Origin of the sequence: Micromonospora sp. DT48 (assembly GCF_049844495.1) — a bacterium.
In the GTDB taxonomy this organism is placed as follows: Bacteria; Actinomycetota; Actinomycetes; order Mycobacteriales; family Micromonosporaceae; genus Micromonospora.
In genome coordinates, this window is the sequence record NZ_JBNCLE010000010.1 from 31,671 (window position 1) to 48,203 (window position 16,533).

Annotated in this window: 19 protein-coding genes; all 19 read right to left on the bottom strand. The window is 72.9% G+C overall.

Translation table 11 applies throughout. The features are described 5' to 3' along the window. Positions 1-4 precede the first annotated feature (4 nt). A complete protein-coding gene (locus ACLQ2S_RS13565; protein ID WP_155215235.1) occupies positions 5-295 on the bottom strand; it encodes a phosphopantetheine-binding protein in 291 nt (96 codons plus the stop codon). Further along, positions 295-1,626, bottom strand: a complete 1,332-nt coding sequence (locus ACLQ2S_RS13570) for a condensation domain-containing protein (protein ID WP_155215234.1) — start codon at positions 1,624-1,626, stop codon at positions 295-297. Before ACLQ2S_RS13570 ends, ACLQ2S_RS13565 begins: the two co-directional genes overlap by 1 nt. Positions 1,627-1,685: 59 nt before the next feature. Then, a complete protein-coding gene (locus ACLQ2S_RS13575) occupies positions 1,686-1,901 on the bottom strand; it encodes an MbtH family protein (protein ID WP_155215233.1) in 216 nt (71 codons plus the stop codon). A 14-nt stretch (positions 1,902-1,915) separates the two neighbouring features. Then, complete coding sequence (locus ACLQ2S_RS13580) at positions 1,916-3,166, bottom strand: cytochrome P450 (protein WP_155215232.1); 1,251 nt, start codon at positions 3,164-3,166, stop codon at positions 1,916-1,918. Next, positions 3,163-4,680 carry an AMP-binding protein gene (locus tag ACLQ2S_RS13585; RefSeq protein ID WP_425701788.1) on the bottom strand — a complete coding sequence of 506 codons (1,518 nt, stop codon included), beginning with the start codon at positions 4,678-4,680 and terminating at the stop codon, positions 3,163-3,165. The genes ACLQ2S_RS13580 and ACLQ2S_RS13585 overlap by 4 nt, the downstream gene beginning before the upstream one ends. Positions 4,681-4,690: 10 nt before the next feature. After that, complete coding sequence (locus ACLQ2S_RS13590; protein ID WP_375335289.1) at positions 4,691-5,446, bottom strand: class II aldolase/adducin family protein; 756 nt, start codon at positions 5,444-5,446, stop codon at positions 4,691-4,693. After that, positions 5,433-6,110 carry a 2-hydroxychromene-2-carboxylate isomerase gene (locus ACLQ2S_RS13595; RefSeq protein WP_425701789.1) on the bottom strand — a complete coding sequence of 226 codons (678 nt, stop codon included), beginning with the start codon at positions 6,108-6,110 and terminating at the stop codon, positions 5,433-5,435. Before ACLQ2S_RS13595 ends, ACLQ2S_RS13590 begins: the two co-directional genes overlap by 14 nt. Next, positions 6,107-7,021, bottom strand: coding sequence for a thioesterase (locus ACLQ2S_RS13600; protein ID WP_425701790.1), 915 nt, complete (start codon positions 7,019-7,021; stop codon positions 6,107-6,109). Before ACLQ2S_RS13600 ends, ACLQ2S_RS13595 begins: the two co-directional genes overlap by 4 nt. Continuing rightward, on the bottom strand, positions 7,018-7,800 hold the full coding sequence (locus tag ACLQ2S_RS13605; protein WP_309222735.1) for an alpha/beta fold hydrolase: 783 nt from the start codon (positions 7,798-7,800) through the stop codon (positions 7,018-7,020). Before ACLQ2S_RS13605 ends, ACLQ2S_RS13600 begins: the two co-directional genes overlap by 4 nt. Further along, positions 7,797-8,576 carry a beta-ketoacyl synthase N-terminal-like domain-containing protein gene (locus tag ACLQ2S_RS13610; RefSeq protein WP_425701791.1) on the bottom strand — a complete coding sequence of 260 codons (780 nt, stop codon included), beginning with the start codon at positions 8,574-8,576 and terminating at the stop codon, positions 7,797-7,799. Before ACLQ2S_RS13610 ends, ACLQ2S_RS13605 begins: the two co-directional genes overlap by 4 nt. Beyond that, the gene (locus ACLQ2S_RS13615; protein ID WP_425701792.1) at positions 8,570-9,685 is read right to left on the bottom strand and encodes a beta-ketoacyl synthase N-terminal-like domain-containing protein; all 1,116 of its coding nucleotides are present in this window, start codon (positions 9,683-9,685) and stop codon (positions 8,570-8,572) included. The genes ACLQ2S_RS13610 and ACLQ2S_RS13615 overlap by 7 nt, the downstream gene beginning before the upstream one ends. Then, positions 9,676-10,698 (bottom strand): beta-ketoacyl synthase N-terminal-like domain-containing protein, encoded by a 1,023-nt coding sequence (locus tag ACLQ2S_RS13620; protein ID WP_425701793.1) that lies wholly within the window; start codon positions 10,696-10,698, stop codon positions 9,676-9,678. The genes ACLQ2S_RS13615 and ACLQ2S_RS13620 overlap by 10 nt, the downstream gene beginning before the upstream one ends. Beyond that, positions 10,695-11,909: a beta-ketoacyl-[acyl-carrier-protein] synthase family protein gene (locus ACLQ2S_RS13625; RefSeq protein ID WP_309222732.1), complete on the bottom strand. Its 1,215-nt coding sequence runs from the start codon at positions 11,907-11,909 to the stop codon at positions 10,695-10,697. The genes ACLQ2S_RS13620 and ACLQ2S_RS13625 overlap by 4 nt, the downstream gene beginning before the upstream one ends. Before the next feature lie 5 nt (positions 11,910-11,914). Further along, a complete protein-coding gene (locus ACLQ2S_RS13630) occupies positions 11,915-12,187 on the bottom strand; it encodes an acyl carrier protein (RefSeq protein WP_425701794.1) in 273 nt (90 codons plus the stop codon). A gap of 37 nt (positions 12,188-12,224) precedes the next feature. After that, the gene (locus tag ACLQ2S_RS13635; protein ID WP_425701795.1) at positions 12,225-13,115 is read right to left on the bottom strand and encodes a hypothetical protein; all 891 of its coding nucleotides are present in this window, start codon (positions 13,113-13,115) and stop codon (positions 12,225-12,227) included. Continuing rightward, complete coding sequence (gene fabG, locus ACLQ2S_RS13640) at positions 13,112-13,849, bottom strand: 3-oxoacyl-ACP reductase FabG (RefSeq protein WP_155215225.1); 738 nt, start codon at positions 13,847-13,849, stop codon at positions 13,112-13,114. The genes ACLQ2S_RS13635 and fabG overlap by 4 nt, the downstream gene beginning before the upstream one ends. A 118-nt stretch (positions 13,850-13,967) precedes the next feature. After that, positions 13,968-15,152 (bottom strand): CaiB/BaiF CoA transferase family protein, encoded by a 1,185-nt coding sequence (locus ACLQ2S_RS13645; RefSeq protein ID WP_155215224.1) that lies wholly within the window; start codon positions 15,150-15,152, stop codon positions 13,968-13,970. Positions 15,153-15,154: 2 nt separating this feature from the next. Then, positions 15,155-16,351 carry a steroid 3-ketoacyl-CoA thiolase gene (locus ACLQ2S_RS13650; RefSeq protein WP_425701796.1) on the bottom strand — a complete coding sequence of 399 codons (1,197 nt, stop codon included), beginning with the start codon at positions 16,349-16,351 and terminating at the stop codon, positions 15,155-15,157. After that, positions 16,315-16,509: a ferredoxin gene (locus tag ACLQ2S_RS13655; protein WP_155215223.1), complete on the bottom strand. Its 195-nt coding sequence runs from the start codon at positions 16,507-16,509 to the stop codon at positions 16,315-16,317. The genes ACLQ2S_RS13650 and ACLQ2S_RS13655 overlap by 37 nt, the downstream gene beginning before the upstream one ends. Positions 16,510-16,533: the final 24 nt, after the last annotated feature.

Genomic DNA, 16,533 nt, shown 5'->3' on the forward strand with positions numbered 1-16,533 from the left:
TGGATCAGGCCCGGTCCGTCACCGGAGCCGAGGGTGCGCCGTCCCGCTCCGCGATCCGCTCCAGCACGGTCTCGACGACCAGGCCGACGGTGGTGATCCGCCGGGCGGTCTGCTCGTCGATCGGCTCCAGGTCGAACTCGTCCTCCAGGGCGAAGGCCAGTTCGAGCAATGCCAGCGAGTGGTATCCGAGATCCTCGACGAGCCGGGTATCGGGTCCGAGGTCGTCGTTGGGCGCGGGGGCGAGATCACGCACGATCGCCGTGATCTGGTCGGCCGTCACGGTCGGTTGGCTCATCACTGCTCCTCGGTCAGGGTGGGGGATGGTCGTGCTGCCTCGGTGCGGGCGAGTTGGCTGACCGCGTCGCCGACCGGGTCGTCGGGCTGCCGTCCGAACCGATCCGCGAGGTACCCGAAGTCGCGGACGAAGGCCCGCGCGGTCGTGTCGTCGAAGAGCCGGTCGGTGTACCGGAGCTGGACGACCAGCGAGTCGCCGATCGGCACCACGAGCAGTTCGAGGTCGAAGCGGGTGTTGCGGGTCTGCGGCTCCAGGTCGGCCAGGTGGTCACCGCGCATGTCACCACGGGTCGTGCCGGGGTCGAGCATCTGGAAGACCACCTGGTCGGCCCGGCCGCTGGGGGACTGCACGATGCCCGGCGGCAGCATGTGGAACGGCAGGTCCTGGTGCGGCAGGGCGCGGATCGTGGCGCCCCGGACCCGCCGCACCAGCGCGGTGAACGGCTCGCCGCTGTCGACCTGGCTGCGCAGTGCCACCTGGTTGACGAAGAAACCCAGGGTGTTGGCCACCTCGGAGCGGGCCCGGTTCGCGAAGAGCGAGGTCACGGTCAGGTCCGCCTGGCCGGTGCGCTGGTGCAGCAGGGTGTAGAAGACCGCCAGCAGGACGGCGAACATGCTGGTCCGGTGGGTCCGCGCGAGGGCGCGCAGGGACCGGACCACCGGCTCGGCCAAACGTACGCGGGCCGAACCGGAGTCGACCGGCTCCGGGTTCCGGACCGGCAGCATCGGCAGGCTGGCTCCGTCGAGGGTGTCCCGCCAGAACGTGTCGAGCCGACGGCGGCTCTCCCCGGCCAGCCGTTCCCGCTGCCACTGCGCCCAGGTGGCGTACTGCCAGGTGACCTCGGGTAGATCGGGCGGTGTGGCCTCCGCGAGGGCTTCGTAGATCGTGCGCAGGTCGCGCAACACCAGGCCGTTCGACGAGTGATCGGTGATCAGGTGGTGCATGCTCAGGCAGACGACGGCCCGGTCGGGCAGGCGGTAGAGCGTGGTGCGGGTCGGCCACTGCTCGACGGGCACTCGCTGACGCAGGTCGGTGGCGAGCGCGTCGCGCAGGGCGTCGACCGGGTCGCGTACGCCGGTCAGGTCGACGACGTCGAGGTCCGGCTCACGGTTCGGGCAGACCTGCTGCATCAACTGGCGGCGACGCTCGACCAGTCTCGTCCGCAGTGCTTCGTGGCGGTCGCCGAGCAGGGTCAACGCCTCGCGGAGCCGACCGACGTCCACCGTGTCGCGCCGCAGCAACACCTGCTGCGTGAGGCTCCGCCGGCCGCCCTGGTAGTGGTCCATCAACCAGAGCAGTCGTTGGCCCACCGAGGCCGGCGATTCACGCATGGCCGGAGCGTAGGTCGGCGTCGGTCGGATACGCACCGCTGAGAAGGCCGTACACCATCTCAGCGGTCCGCGGCGTCGCGGGCGAGCGCCGCACGGAGGCTGCGCGGCGTCATGTCCGTCCAGATCCCGGCGATGTGGTCGAGGCACTGCTGCCGTGAACCGGCCGTGCCCTCCCGCTGCCAGCCAGGGGGCAGCTCCTGGTCGTCGGGCCAGATCGAGTACTGGTCCTCGTCGTTGTGCACGACGGCGAACCGGTACCGCTCGCTCTCCTCCATGATGGGCGCTCCTTTCATCTGCCGGTCGACCTGGGCGCGGGCTCCAGCGCGGCCGGCATCGTCTTGATCCCGTTGACGAAGTTCGACTGCAACCGGACCACCGGGCCGGCGAGTCGCAGCCGGGGCAGGTAGGGACGGATGGCGGTCAGCAACTCGGCGAGTTCCAGTCGGGCCAGATGGGCGCCGAGGCAGAAGTGTGGGCCGATGCCGAAGGCCAGGTGCGGGTTGTCGGGGCGGTCCGGCCGGAACCGGTGCGGGTCGGCGAACACCCGCTCGTCCCGGTTCGCCGAGGTGAAGTAGAGGACCACCTTGTCGCCCTCGGCGATCCGGGTACCGGCCAGTGTGGTGTCGCGGGTCGCCGTCCGGCGGAACTGGGTGATCGGGCTGACCAGGCGCAGCAACTCCTCGACGGCACCCGGTCCGGACGCGTCGACGCGCTCGTCGATCAGCAGGGCCAGCGAACCGGAGATCAGGTGCCGGGTCGTCTCGTTACCGGCGACGATCAGCAACAGCCAGATCTGGCAGAGCTGGGCGTCGGTGAGTCGGCGTCCCTCGACCTCGGCCGCCACCAACGCCGAGACGAGGTCCTCCCGGGGCCGCCGCCGACGGTCGCGGACCAGTGCTGCGGCATAGGCCAGTGCCTCGCCCAGCGCCTGCCGGTACGCCTCGATGTCGCCACCGCCGAACTCGGGGTCGTCGAAACCCACCAGGTGGTTGCTCCAGCGCAGCAGCAGCCCCCGGTCGGCCGGTGGCAGGCCCAGCAGGTCGGCGAGCACCAGCAGCGGCAGTTCGGCGGCGAGGTCGCGGACCAGGTCGATGTCGTCGCCTGCCATCGCCCGTGCCACGGTCGACCGGGCGTGCCCGCCCACGTCCGCCGCCAACCGCTGGACCGATCGTGGGGTGAACGCGGGGGAGATCGCCCGGCGGATCCAGGTGTGCTGCGGGGCGTCCATGTTGACCAGGAGTTGCCGGGCCCGTTCCAGGTCGGCCTTGGTACGCGGGTCGACCAGGAACGCGCCCCGGCGACTGGACGAGAACTCGTCCCGCCGCCGACAGACGTCGACGATCTCCGCGTGGGTCGTGACGGCCCAGAAGCCAGTGCCCCGCTGCACCGTCGACCCGGCGGTCGAGCGGCGGACGAGAGTCGGTTCGGTGACCCAACCGACCGGCTCCTCGCGTCGGCGTCGGGCGAACTCGTCGTGCGGAACCCCCCGCGCGTAGGTGGCGGGGTGCGCGATGTCGGCTGTGGGCAGGCTGACGTTCATGAGCCACCGCCCGGCAGGTCGGCCAGCATCCGCCGGACGAGTTGTTTGCGGAGCTTGCCGGTGTCGTCGCGGGGCAGCGTGTCGACCAGCCGGTACGCCCGCGGCGCCTTGAATCCGGCCAACGTCTCCCGGGTGTGCCGGTCGAGGCGTTTCGGCAACTCGTCGGCGTGGTCCGGCTCGGCGGCCACCACCACCGCGACCACCCGCTCGCCGTACTCGTCGTCGGGCACCCCGACGACGGCCGCGTCCCGGACCTCCGGATGACGCAGCAGCACCGCCTCGACCTCGGCGGCATGCACGTTGACCCCGCCGGTGACCACCACGTCGCGGGCACGTCCGGTCAGGTAGAGGTATCCGTCGTCGTCGAGGTGACCGATCTCCCCGACGGTGAACAGGTCGGGGGCGCGATGCGCGGCGGCGGTCTCGGCCGGGGCGTTGTGGTAGTGGAACCCGCTGCCGCCGATCCGTCGCGCGTAGACGGTGCCGGTCTGCCCGGCCGGTAGTGGGCGTCCGGCCGGGTCCAGGATGACGATCTCGTGCGGGGGCACCGCCCGGCCGACGCTGCCCGGCCGCTGGCCGGCCTCGACCGAGTCGATGACGGTGAGCGCCCCCGACTCGGTGGCGCCGTAGTACTCCAGCAGCACCGGACCCCACCACCTGATCATCCGGTCCTTCACCTCGACCGGGCAGGGGCCGCCGCCGTGCCAGACCAGCCGCAGGTCCCGGGGGGTGAGTTCGGCGCGTACCGCCGGGTCGAGCGCCAGCATCCGGACGAAGTGGGTGGGCACCAGATGTGCCGTGGTGACCCGGTGTCGGGTCATGGTGGACAGCGTGCGGACCGGGTCGAACCGCTCCTCGATCACCAGGGTGCTGCCGCGCAGCAGGGGAAGCAGCGCGAAGAAGAGTTGCGCGGAGTGATACCAGGGGGCGACGACGAGCGTCCGTCCCCCCGCCGGGAGCCGCAGCGTCCGCGCGGCGTAGTCACCCAGGCGGCCCACGCGGGAGAACGGGGCGTCGGCGACGAAGAGTCGATTGGCCACCCCCCGGGGTCGGCCGGTGCTGCCGGAGGTGTAGAGCAGCAGGGCGCCGCACCGCTGGCCGTCCGGCTCGGTGGTGTCCGGGGTGGGCGTCCGGTCGTCGATCACGAGCGGGCGCGGGCCGTCGCAACGGGCCACCGCGTCGGCGGCCACGGCGGCGCGGGGTGCGTCGACGACCAGCAGACGACACGCGGCGTCGGTCAGGATGTGGGCCACCTCGGCGGCGGTGAGGTGCCAGTTGACCGGCACCACGGTCGCCCCGAGGTGCAGCCCGGCCAGCACCACCTCGAAGGTCTCCCGGCGGTTGCCGGCCATCACGGCCACCGCGTCACCGGCTGCCACCCGGTGCCCGCGCAACTCGGTGATCCACCCGTTGACCCGGTCGTTGAGCTCCCGCCAGGTGGTCGAGCCGCGCTCGTCGACCAGCGCCGTCTCGGCTGGCGAACGTGACGCGAGGTCGATCAACAGCTCCGCCATGTCACCCCCATCACTCAAGAAGATCGGGTTGCGTACGCACGATGTCGGCGTACAACGGCCGGAAGTTGAGTCGGGCGATCCCGGGGCTACCGATCGTGTCGCGGGTGGACCGCGCGGTCTCCGGGTCGAGAGGTATCGGGGTGCCGGCCGCCTCGGCCAGCAACTGCACCTGGCACGAACGGTCCATCGAGATGAACCACCAGGCCGCTTCCTCCACCGAACCGCCGACCGTGAGCAGTCCGTGGTTGCGCATGATGACGGCCTTGCCCGTGCCCAGGGAGTCGGCGATCTGCCAGGCCTCCTCTGTGGCGAGCACGACGCCCCCGTACCGGCCGTAGACGGAGTGATCCTCGAAGAAGGCGCAGGCGTCCTGGGTGATCGGATCGAGTAGGCGACCCAGCGTCGACCAGGCCCGACCGTAGGTGGAGTGCAGATGCACCGCGGCCACCGCGTCCGGCCGCCGATGGTGCACGGCGGTGTGGATGACGAGACCGGCCGGGTTGACCCGGCCCTCCCCGGAGATCACCGAGCCGGTCTGGTCGACCAGGAGCAGGTCACTGGCCCGGACATGACCGAAGTGGACGCCGAACGGGTTGATCCAGAAGTGGTCGGGGTGCTCCGGGTCACGGGCCGTCATGTGTCCGCCCGCGCCCTCGTCGAACCCGAGCCGGGCGAACAGCCGCAGCGCCGCCGCGAGGCGCTCGCGCCGGTGTCGCCGTTCCTCCTCGACGGTGCGCCGCCGCCGGCCGCCGCTAGCCACAGCCACCCGCCGTGTCCGCGTCGTACGCCGTGGTCACCGGCGGTGGGCTCGGGGGCTCGGTCGGTCGCGGCCAGGTCGCGAGGAACACGTCGAGCCGGTCGTAGCCCCAGAACCGGTGGTGTCCCAGCTTCAGGTAGGGCACCCCGAACACGTCGTCGTGGTAGGCGTGCGACAGGCACTCCACGCCCTCCGCGCGCAGCTCTGGGTCGTCGGCGCAGGCCGCCGCGACGTCCGGGTCGAGTCCGGCCTGAGCGGCGCAGGCGGCCACCACCGCCGGGTCGGAGATGTTCTCCCCGCGCTCCCAGCGGGCGGCCGTGACGGCGTCGTAGAACGGTTCGGCGCGGCCGGACCGGCGGGCCCACAGCCAGGCCAGGTGCGCCGGCTCCCACCACGGATCGACGTCGACCGGCCAGGCCATGGCAGCGCCGTCGGCGGTGGCCAGCCGCTTGGTGTCCAGCAGGATGTACCGGTGCTTGGACCGGCTCATCTGGCCGTAGTGCAGGTCGACGCCGCGTTCGGCGAGCAGCCCGGCGGTCGTACCGTCAGGGTCCCAGTAGGGCAGCCAGTCGAGCGCGTCGAACGCGTCCGGCACGGCGGCCCGCAGCCGTCGCACGGTCAGCCAGCTGTAGGGGCTGCGGAAGGAGAAGTACAACCGGGCCCGTCGGGTCATCGCGCACTCCCGGTGAGCGTGGCGACGATGTCCGGTCCCAGCCGGGCGACCTCGCCGGCCCGGTCGCCCCGGCTGATCGCGTAACCGTGCAGCACCCGGCCCTCGGCCACCGTCAACAGCCGATCGTCGCGCACCACGTGGCAGGTGAGCCGGACCTCGAACAACTGCTCGCGCAGCACCGAGTCGACGTCGACGACGGTGTGCACCGTCTCCTCCATGTACGCGGCCTGGTGGATCCGCACCCGGGCCCGCGACACCACCGGAATCCAGGCACGTTCGGCCAGCAGCCGGCCCACCGAGATGCCGCGCGCCTCCAACAGCCGGTCCACGGCCGCCTCGACGCAGCGTACGTAGGCCGAGTGCTGCACCCGGTCGGAGTAGTGGCAGTAGAAGTAGCGGGCCCGCCAGGGCCAGTACAGGGCCGGTGAGTCGGGGTCGACGAGTTGGTCACGCACCGGCCGCCGAGGGTCGTAGGGGCGTGACCCGGGTGCGTCGGCCGCACCGCCCAGGTCGTCGACCACCCACGGGGCGAGGTCGGGGGCTACCGGTGTGGACTCCTCGGCCGTGCGCTCGCGTACCAGGGCAAGTCGCACCGAGGCGCGGGCCACCGTCACGTCCCGACCGTCGCGGCGGACCCGGAGCGTGACGTCGAGCCGGTCGCCGCGCTCCCGATCCACCTGTGCGTCCACCTCGTCGTCGATGTCGAGTACGGCGGGTAGCTGCACCGAGCAGTCGACGATCTCCACGCCCAGCCCGTGCCGGTGGAACAACTGCCCGGGTGGGTGGCCGTGGTCGCGCAGCCACTGCAACACGGCCTCCTCGACCAGGTACATGAAGTGTTTGAAGCCGATCCAGGTGCGGATGTTGGCCCCTTCGAAGCGGGGGCGGCCCGCCACGACGGTCGGGGTCACGGGACCTCCTCGAATTCCGGGCGTGCGGCGAAACGGCACAGCCGGGCCGCGACCTCGGCCGGGTGCCGCAGGTGGCAGAAGTGGTCGTAGCGGTCGTCGACGACGAGTCGGGCGTCGGGCAGCGCCCGGGCGAGGGCACCGGCCGCCGCCGGGCTGAGGGTCGGGTCGTCACCGCCGCCGAGCACCAGCACCGGCGGGCGGACCCGGTCCAGCGGTAGCGCGGCGCTGGTGACGTACTGCTCGAAGACCGCGAGGAAGCCGGCCGGTCCGGCCCGGTCGATCGCCTTGCGGGTCATCGTCGCCAGCACGTCGTCCGGCGTACGGGCCAGACGCTCGCCCTGGCGGCTGCGCAGCGACTCGTGGATGTGCCGTTCGAATGCGGCCCGTGCGCGGTCGAACAGCGCCCACGTCACCGGGCGGCCGGGAGGGCGGTAGAGCGGGCAGATCAGCGCCACCTGTCGGGCCGGCAGCGCGTCCCGGCACAACAGGTGCAACGTGGCGTTCGCGCCGTAGGAGTGGGCGACCAGCAGATCGATCTCCGCGCCGAGCCCGTCGACCGCGTCGGCGAGCGCGTCGGCAGCCGGCCGGTGCCGCCACCGGTAGTCGGTGCCCGGCCGCCACGGCAGGTCGAGTGCGGCCACCCGCCACCGCTGCCCGAGGACGTCGGCCAGCGGCAGCCAGGTACGCCAGGAGTCCTCCAGCCCGTGCGCGAGCACCGCGAGGGGCGCATCGGGCGGGCCGTCCGCCAGCCACCGAGGGCCGTTCGCCGCCGCGCTCACCGGGCACCCACCGATCCGGAGGACACGGTCAGCGACCGGTAGCCGTCGGTCCCGCCACCGCAGGACACCTCGACCGGGCCCCCGGTGGCGCGGACGCGGTCGGCCGCGAGTGCGACGCCGACCAACCCCTGCGCGCCGTAGCAGTCGCCCCACGACGCCGCCGTGACCGGCGCGGGAACGCTGCCGTTGAGCCGCACCCGCACCCCGTCCGGGGCGGACTCGACGATCACGCACGCCGCACCGCTGGTGAGGGACTGCCCGTACAGGGCCGTCGCCGTGCCGGTCGCCGCCTCGGCACCCACCACGACCACCCGGCGGGCGCGCCCGGCGCGCAGCAGCAGCGCGGCGGTCGCCAACGCGTCATAGCTCGCGGCGGCACCCGAGCAGACCATGAGGTTGGGGCCGGCGAACCGGAACCAGATCGCGACCACACTGGCGATCACGTTGCTCGACGCGTTCGGGGCGGCGAGCGGGCTGACCGCCCGGACGCCGTCGGTCGTCGCGGTCCGGGCCAGGTCGGCGACGGTGTCGACGTTGCCGAGGTTGCCGCAGGCCACCACCGCGACATCGGTCCGTGCGTCGCCACCGGGCCGTACGCCGGCCTCCAGCCCGAGCGCGCGGTGCACCGCGCAGAGCGCCAGCCGGGTCGCGTCGTCCCGGCCGAGCAGGCCCTTGCGGCCCAGCAGCCCGGCGGCGGCGTCGGGCCGGCAGGCGGACGGGTCGCTCTCCGGCAGGTGTACGCCCCACCCGCGCAGCGCCAACGTCGCGGTCAGCATGCCGGCTCCAGCAGCGTCACGGCGTTGACCCCGCCGAAGCCGAACGAGTTGACCTGGGTGAGCGAGCCGGGCACCGCGACCGGGTGGTCCCGGACCAGCCGTACGCCGTCCGCCTCGGCCAGCGGGTTGCCCAGCCCGACCACCGGCGGCACCGCACCGAGCCGCAGCCCGCGTACGGCGATGTCGACCCCGCACAGCGCGGCGGCCCCGGAGGTGTGTCCGATCGCGCCCTTGAGCGCGGTCACCCACGGATCACCCTGGTCCGCGTGGATCACCTCGCGGATCGCCTGGCACTCGGTCGGGTCGTTGAGCGCGGTGCCGGTGCCGTGCGCCACCACGACCCGGACGTCGCGGGCTTCCCGGTCGGCCCGCAGCAACGCGTCGCGCATCGCCCGGGTCATCCCGCCGACGTCGGGCGCGGTCTCGTGCACCGCGTCGCAGGACAACCCGGTGGCCAGCAGGTGGGCCAGGCGCGGACCCGGGCGTTCGACGGGGGTCACCACCACGGCGGCGGCGCCGTCACCGAGCAGCACCCCGGTGCGGTCGCGGTCGAAGGGACGTACCCGTGCGGTGGGCCGGTCGGCCACCTTGCCGATCATCGCCTGCATCGACAGCGTGGCGGTGTCCGCGGCGGCGGCGACCGCCACGTCGGCCTCACCGGCCTCGACCAGGTCCTGGGCCAGGGCCAGCGCGTGCCCACCCGCGCTGCACGCGTTGGCGAGGGTCACCACCTCCCTCACGCCGGGCAGCGCGGCCCGGACCGCCGACCCGAAGTGGAGCTGGTCGACCGGGCACGGGGTGTCGTCCAGCGCCCAGCGTTCGACGTCGGCCAACTGCCGCAGGCCGGTGCCGACCACCACCACGACCCGTTCCCGACGGGCGTCGACACCCGCCTCGGCGGCGGCTGCCCGCAGCACCGTGGCGAGCCAGTCGGCCGCCCGTCCCCGGTCTGCCCGGCCGGCGATCGGATAGGTGGCCCCGACGTTGAGCCGGGCCGCCGTGGCGGCGTCGAAAGGGCGGGCACCGCAGCGGCCGTCGGTCAACGCGGCCCAGGTCCGTGAGCCGTCGCCGAAGCAGGTCAGCTGGGTGGTCGCCGCGATCACCGGCACTGCGGGCTCCTCACCAGCGCCGCCGCCGCAGCACCGTCGAGGCCCTCGGCGACGAGCAGGGCGGTGGTGCCGGGCTTTTCGGGACGGGCCCGCCGGTTGAGGATCAGCTGAGCCAGACCGACCGCAGGCGTCGCGGCGTCGCAGTCGCCGAACGCGGCGGTGACCTGCCGGTGCCGGGGGCGGTGTCCGAGCGCCCGGGTGGCCGCCTCGAACTGACCGTGATCGTCCGGGCCGGTCTCGGCGGTGACGACCAGGTCGACCTCGGTCGCGGCGACACCGGCCCGGTCGAGGGCCCGACGCACACAACCGGACAACGCCTCGGCCCGGCGACCGTCCGGGCCGTACCCGGCCGCAGCGGCCAGGATCCGCGTCCCGGTCCCGCCGGTCGAGCCGTCGTCGTCGCGGCCGACCACGAACGCGGCGGCCGACTCGCCGCAGGCCGCGCCACTGCCGCCCCGGGTCAGCACCTGCGACCACACCCGGTGCGGCGACAGCTCTTCGGCCGCGCCGACCACCATCAGGTCGGCGTAGCCCCGGGCGAGGACATCGGCGGCGTAGCGCAGCGCGTGCAGGAAGGCCACCGGTCCGCCGGCCACGGTGGCGTTCACCCCGCGCAGACCGAGCCGGATCGCGGACTGCCCGGCCGCACAGTTCATCACCGTGTTGGGGAAGAGCATCGGGTTGACCAGGTACGGCCGTTCCTGCACCAGGGTCTCCCGGGTGAAGTCACTGGTCGAACGGAAGCTGCCCAGCGTGGTCGCGAGTACCACCCCGATCCGGTCCTGCGGTTGCTGCGCACCGGCGTCGACGCCAGCGTCGCGCAGGGCGTCGGCGCAGGCGGCGACGGCGAGGGCGGTGGTCCGGTCGAAGAAGCTGGTGCCGCGACGGCCGAGGCGTTCCCGCACGTCGAAGCCGTCCACCGCGTGCACCGGCCGGTCCGGGAACGACGGGTCGTCGGGGGCGGTCACCGACGGCAGCAGTACGCCGAGTCCGCGTACCCGCAGCGCGGTCACCGGACCGCTCCGAAGATGACGATCGAGTTGTTGCCGCCGAAGGCGAAGCCGTTGTTCTGCGCCACCCGGACCGTCGCCGGTCGGGCCACGTTGGGCACCGGGTCGACTCCGGCGAGTTCCGGATCGGGATTCGACCAGTTCACCGTCGGTGGCAGGAACCCCTGGTCGATGGCGAGCACACTGGCGATCGCCCCGAAGCCGGACGCGGCACCCATCGTGTGCCCGATCAGGGATTTGATCGAGCTGACCGGTGGCAGGGCCGCGCCGAAGACCTCGACCAGGGCTTTCGCCTCGACCGCGTCGTTGGCCGGGGTGCCGGTGCCGTGCGCGCAGACGTAGTCGACGTCGGCCGGGCCGACACCGGCGTTCTGGTGGGCGATGCGGATGCAGCGGGCGATGCTGGTCCACTCCGGAGCCACCGGATGCTTGGCGTCGCAGTTGAGCCCGTGTCCGAGCAGCTCGGCGTAGATCCGCGCGCCCCGGGCCCGCGCGTGCTCGAAGGTCTCCAACACCAGCACAGCCCCGCCCTCGGCGGTGAGGATGCCGTCGCGATCGCGGTCGAACGGTGCGCAGTCCTGCGCCGCCAGCGCACCGAGCCGGAAGAAACCGGCGTGCGCCCAACGGCAGACCGAGTCCGCGCCACCGGCGAAGACCACGTCCGCCTCGCCGCTGACGAGCAGGTCGAAGCCGTACCCGAGGGCGTAGTTGCTGGCCGAGCAGGCGGTGGCGAGCGTCACCGACTCCCCGGCCAGCCCCAGCTCCTCGCTGACCCCGTGCGCCAGCCGCCCGGCCGGAAGCTGGGCCACCAGGTCCGGGTCGATGCCCGCGAAGCCGTCACCATCGGCGACACGAGCGGCGGTGAACGCCTCCACCGCCACCGACTCGCCGCTGGTCGTACCGATCACGGCGTGCGCCCGTTCCGGACCGCCGGGCAGCCGGTCCAGGTCGAGCCCGGCGTCCTGGGCCGCGAGCCGGGCGGCGGCCGCCGCGAACTGGCTCGACCGCCCCCAGTGCTCCGGCTTCAGCCGCCGCAACGAGCGGTGCGGGTCGAACCCGCGAACCTCACCGGCCCGACGGCGCGGGAATCCGCTGGCGTCGAAGCTGGTGATCTCCGAGATACCGGACCGGCCGGCACGCAGCCCGGCGGCGAACTCGGCCGGGCCGATCCCGATGCTGGAGACCGGGCCGAGCCCGGTGACCGCGACGCGCACGGAAGTCAGTCCCGCCAGCCCGCGTGCCGGCTGAGGCTCTCGTAGACGGCCTTGAGATTGGTCAGCTCGGGAAGCTCCGACTGGGGGATCTCGACGTGGTACCGCTTGTCCAGCCGGGCGAGGATCTCGATGGCGCGCAGCGAGTCGGCGTCGTGGTCCTCCATGAAGTCGCTGTCGTCAGCCAGCTCCTCGGGCTCGATCTCCAGGACCTCGGCGATGATGCCGCGCAGCTCCTCCAGCCGCTCGCGCGGGTCGCCGGCCTCGTCGGTGTTGCTCATGGGCGTACCTCTCTGCTCGTTGGGTGCAGGGGGTTGCTCAGCGCAGCTGCTCGTCCGGCCGCTGCGCCGCCATCAGGGTTTCGACCCGGGCGATCCGGCGGTCGCCAACCCAGCTCTCGCCGTGGCAGAACCCGGTGTCGGCGACCACCTGGTCCAGCCGCACCACGTGGCGGACCACGTCGCCGGGGTATGCCTCGCCCGACACCTCGTAGCCCCGGGCGGTCAGGAACAGCAGGTGGCGGCGTGGTCCGCGCTTCTCGGCCGGCGACTCGCTGTGCTGCCACAGCAGCGCGGCGCTCTGCCCGAGCGACTCGACCAGCAGCGACACCGGGTACGCGAAGCACGACGGCGCGGCGTCGTCCGGCAGATCGGCGTAGCAGGGCTCGTTCGCGGTGATCGCCTTGGTGGTGGTGATGGACTCACCCGCCCGCAACTCCAGCACCCGGTCGACCAGCAGCATCGGAAAGCGTTGCGGCAGCAGGGCGCGGATCTGGGAGTGCTCCAGCACGCCGTCGCCGGCCGGTGTCGACCCGCCGGCGGTGGTGCAGGTGACCCGCATCGTCGCGCAGACACTTCCGTCCCGTCGGGTGCCGGTCGCCGACACCTCCCAGGTGGACCCCTCCTGCGGTCGGGCGGTCGCCTCGATCGACAGTTCGTCACCGACCAGCAGCGGCGCGATCAGCCGCAGGGACGAAACCCGGCACACCCGTGCCGTCCCACCCGGCAGCCCGGCACGGATCAGCTGGCTGAGCGTCTCCAGCACGAAGACGCCCGGGTAGATCGGGAAGCGGGGAAAGTGGCCGCGCAGCGACGGCTCGGTGGCCTCGACCACCTTGCGGGCGTGCAGGACCAGCGGTCCGGTCGTGGCACTCGGCCACCACCTGTCGTACGCCGCCAGTGGCGCGGCCGTCGGAATCTGGATCGTCACAGCGCGATACCTCCGTCCACCCGGAAGACCTGGCCGGTGATGTAGCCGGCGTCCTCGGAGAGCAGGAACGAGACCAGCGGAGCGACGTCCTCGGCGGCACCGAATCGGCGCAGCGGCACCCGGCGCAGGGCGTCGTCGCGCAGCCGGCCGCTCAGCCCTGCGGTCATGTCTGTCTCGATGAAGCCGGGGGCGACCACGTTCACCCGTACCCCGTAGGCGCCGACCTCCTTGGCCAGCGACCGACTGAGCCCGATGACGCCGGCCTTGGTGGCGGCGTACGCGGTCTGGCCGTTGTTGCCGGTGACACCGGCGACGGACGACATGTTCACGATCGCACCGGCCCGCCGCTTCATGAACCGGAACGCGGCCCCCCGACACACGTTGCGGGTGCCGGTGAGGTTGGTCGCGATCGTCGCGTCCCAGTCCGCCGAGGAGGAGAGCACCAGCGGGGCGTCGCGGGTGATCCCGGCGTTGTTGACGACCGCGTCGAGGCCGCCGAGTTCCTTCTCCACCGCGGTGATCAGGTCGTCGACCGCGTCGGGGTCAGCCACGTCGCAGACCCGCATCATCGCCGGCACGCCGAGCGCCTTGAGGTCGATCGCGGTCCGGTCCGCCTCGTCGCTCTCCCGGGCGTGACAACCGGCGACCGCGTAGCCGCGCCGGGCCAGGTCGAGCGCGACGGCCCGGCCGATTCCTCGTGAGGCACCGGTCACGAGCGCGACGCGCCGAGTCATCTCGCCTCCCGACGGGGCAGGGTGCTGGGGGTGCTGCCCGACAGCTCGGGCTGGGTGCACCATCGCCCAGGAAATCCGCCGGTGGCAACGCGTTCGAGCAGCGGAGACCACACGCCACTCAGGCGTCGGCGGCCCACTCCTCGAGCACCTCGGCCGTGTCCGCGCCGGCCGCCGGGGCGGCCCGGCGGATCCGGGTGGGAGTGCGGGAGAACTTGGCGGCCGGGCCGGTCAGCTCGGCCTCGGTGCCGTTGTGCAGCCGGGTCCGCTGCAACATCTGCCGGGCCCGTACCTGCGGGTCGTCGGCGACCTGGCGCAGCTTTCGCACCTGCGACACGGCCAGGCCGGCCTCGGTGAGCGCGGCCACCGCCGCCGACACGGTCACCGTCGCGCACCAGCCCGCCACGATCGCGTTGACCAGGCTCCGGTTGGCCAGGCGGTCCCGGTTGGTGGCGAACGCCGGATCGCGGGCCAGCTCCGGGCGGCCCATCAGCTCGGCCAGCCGCCGCCAGTGACGGTTGAGCGATACGGCGAGGTAGATGTCGCCGTCGCGGCAGTGGTAGACGTTGGCCGGCACCACGAAGTCGGTCTGGTTGCCCATCCGCTGCGGTGGGGCACCGGCCGCCGCCAGCGACAGCAGGCCGCTGCTGCTGAACAGCAGCGAGTCGAGCATGGCGACGTCGACGTGCTGACCCTCGCCGGTACGCCACCGGTGTGCCAGCGCACCGAGCGCCGCGATGGCGGCGTGCAGCCCGGCCAACTCGTCGGCGAGGAACGTCGGGGCGCGTACCGGCTGCCCGTCAGGCGGTCCGTTGAGCGCCATCCACCCGCCGTCGGCCTGCACCACCGGGTCGTAGGCCGACCGGTCGATGCCGGGACCGTACTGACCCCAGCCGGACACCGAGACGTAGACCAGCTCCGGTCGGACAGCCCGGCACTGCGCATAGCCGACGCCCCACCCCTCCAGCACGCCGGGACGGTAGTTCTCGACCAGCACGTCGGCCACGCGTACCAGGGAGAGCAGGGTGCGTCGGCCCTCGTCGGTCCGCAGGTCCGCGCCGACGCTGCGCTTGTTGCGGTTGACGCTCTCGCGGAACCAGGACAGGCCGGTGCCCGGGATCGCGGGTGGCACCTCACCGTCGCGGCCACCGGGCAGCTCGACCCGTACGACGTCGGCACCGAGATCGGCCAGCACACAGGTGGCCAGCGGCCCGGACCAGACCTTCGTCACGTCGAGGACCCGGACGCCGTGCAGCGGCCCGTCGAGGTCGTCGCGGGCGTCACGGAAGAACTGCTCGCGGTCCATCGTCAGACCCGTTCGAGCAGGCTCGCGGTGCCGAGGGAGCCACCGCAGCACATCGTCACCAGGGCCGTGGCGGCGTCCCGGCGTTCCAGCTCGTGCAGCGCGGTGACCAGCAGGCGGGTGCCGCTGGCCCCGAGGGGATGACCGAGCGCGATGGCACCGCCGTTGACGTTGACCCGCCCCGGATCGACGGGGAAGGCGGACAGCCAGTTGAGCACCACGGCGGAGAACGCCTCGTTCACCTCGAACAGGTCGATGTCGTCCGGCCGGGCACCGGCCCGGTCGAGCAGCCTGGTGGTGGCGGCCACCGGTCCGTCGAGGAGGAAGTAGGGGTCGGCGCCGGTCACCACCTGCTGCGCCAACCGCGCCCGAGGGGTCAGGCCGTACGCGCGGGCCCGCTCCGCCGACATCCACAGGATCGCCGCCGCGCCGTCGGAGAGCTGGGAGATGGTGCCGGCGGTGTGCAGCCCGTCGTCGACGACCGGGCGCAGCGCTGCCAGCCCGGCCGGGGTGGTCGCCCGCAGCCCTTCGTCACGGTCGACGCGGCGGGTGCCGTCGGCGGTCGGAGCGTCGACGGCGACCAGCTCGGCGTCGAACCGACCGGCGGCCCACGCGGCGGCGGCTCGTTCCTGCGACCGCACTCCGTACGCGTCGAGTTCGGCCCGGCTCAGCCCCTGCCGCCGCGCGATACGTTCGGCCCCGCCGAACTGCGCGTGCGGTGGGTCGTCCCAGGGATAGTCGCGGGTCTTGTAGTGGCCGGGCCCGAGGTGCAGGTTGCTGCCGATCGGCACCCGGCTCATCGACTCCACCCCGCAGGCGATGCCGACGTCGATCGCGCCCGCCGCGATCAGAGCCGCGACGAGATGGTTGGCCTGCTGCGCGGACCCGCACGACACGTCCACAGTGGTGCACCCGACCGCCGGGCTGAAACCGGTGCTCAGCCAGGCGTTGCGGGTGACGTTGAGGCTCTGCTCGCCGATCTGTGTCACACAGCCACCGACGACCTGGTCGACCTCGTCCGGCTGGACACCGGCCCGGTCGAGGACCTCGCGCTGCACGATCCGCAGCAGCTCGACCGCCTTGAGGCCGGACAGCCAGCCGTCCCGACGACCGATCGGGGTGCGGGCGGCGGCGACGATCACCGGCTCACGGCCGCTGACCGACGTCACCGCTCCACCAGTTCGATCGCCAGCTTCGGGCACGCCCGCACGGCCTCCTCCGCTGCCGGTAGCTGCGGTGGGTCAAGCGTCGGTGTCCGTACGACGAGGACGTCGTCGGCGTCGAGGGCGAAGATCTCCGGTGCGATCTGCGCGCACAGACCGGTGCTGTCGCACTGATCGGTGTCTACCCGAACCCGCATTCTCCGCACGCTACCCGCGCCCTC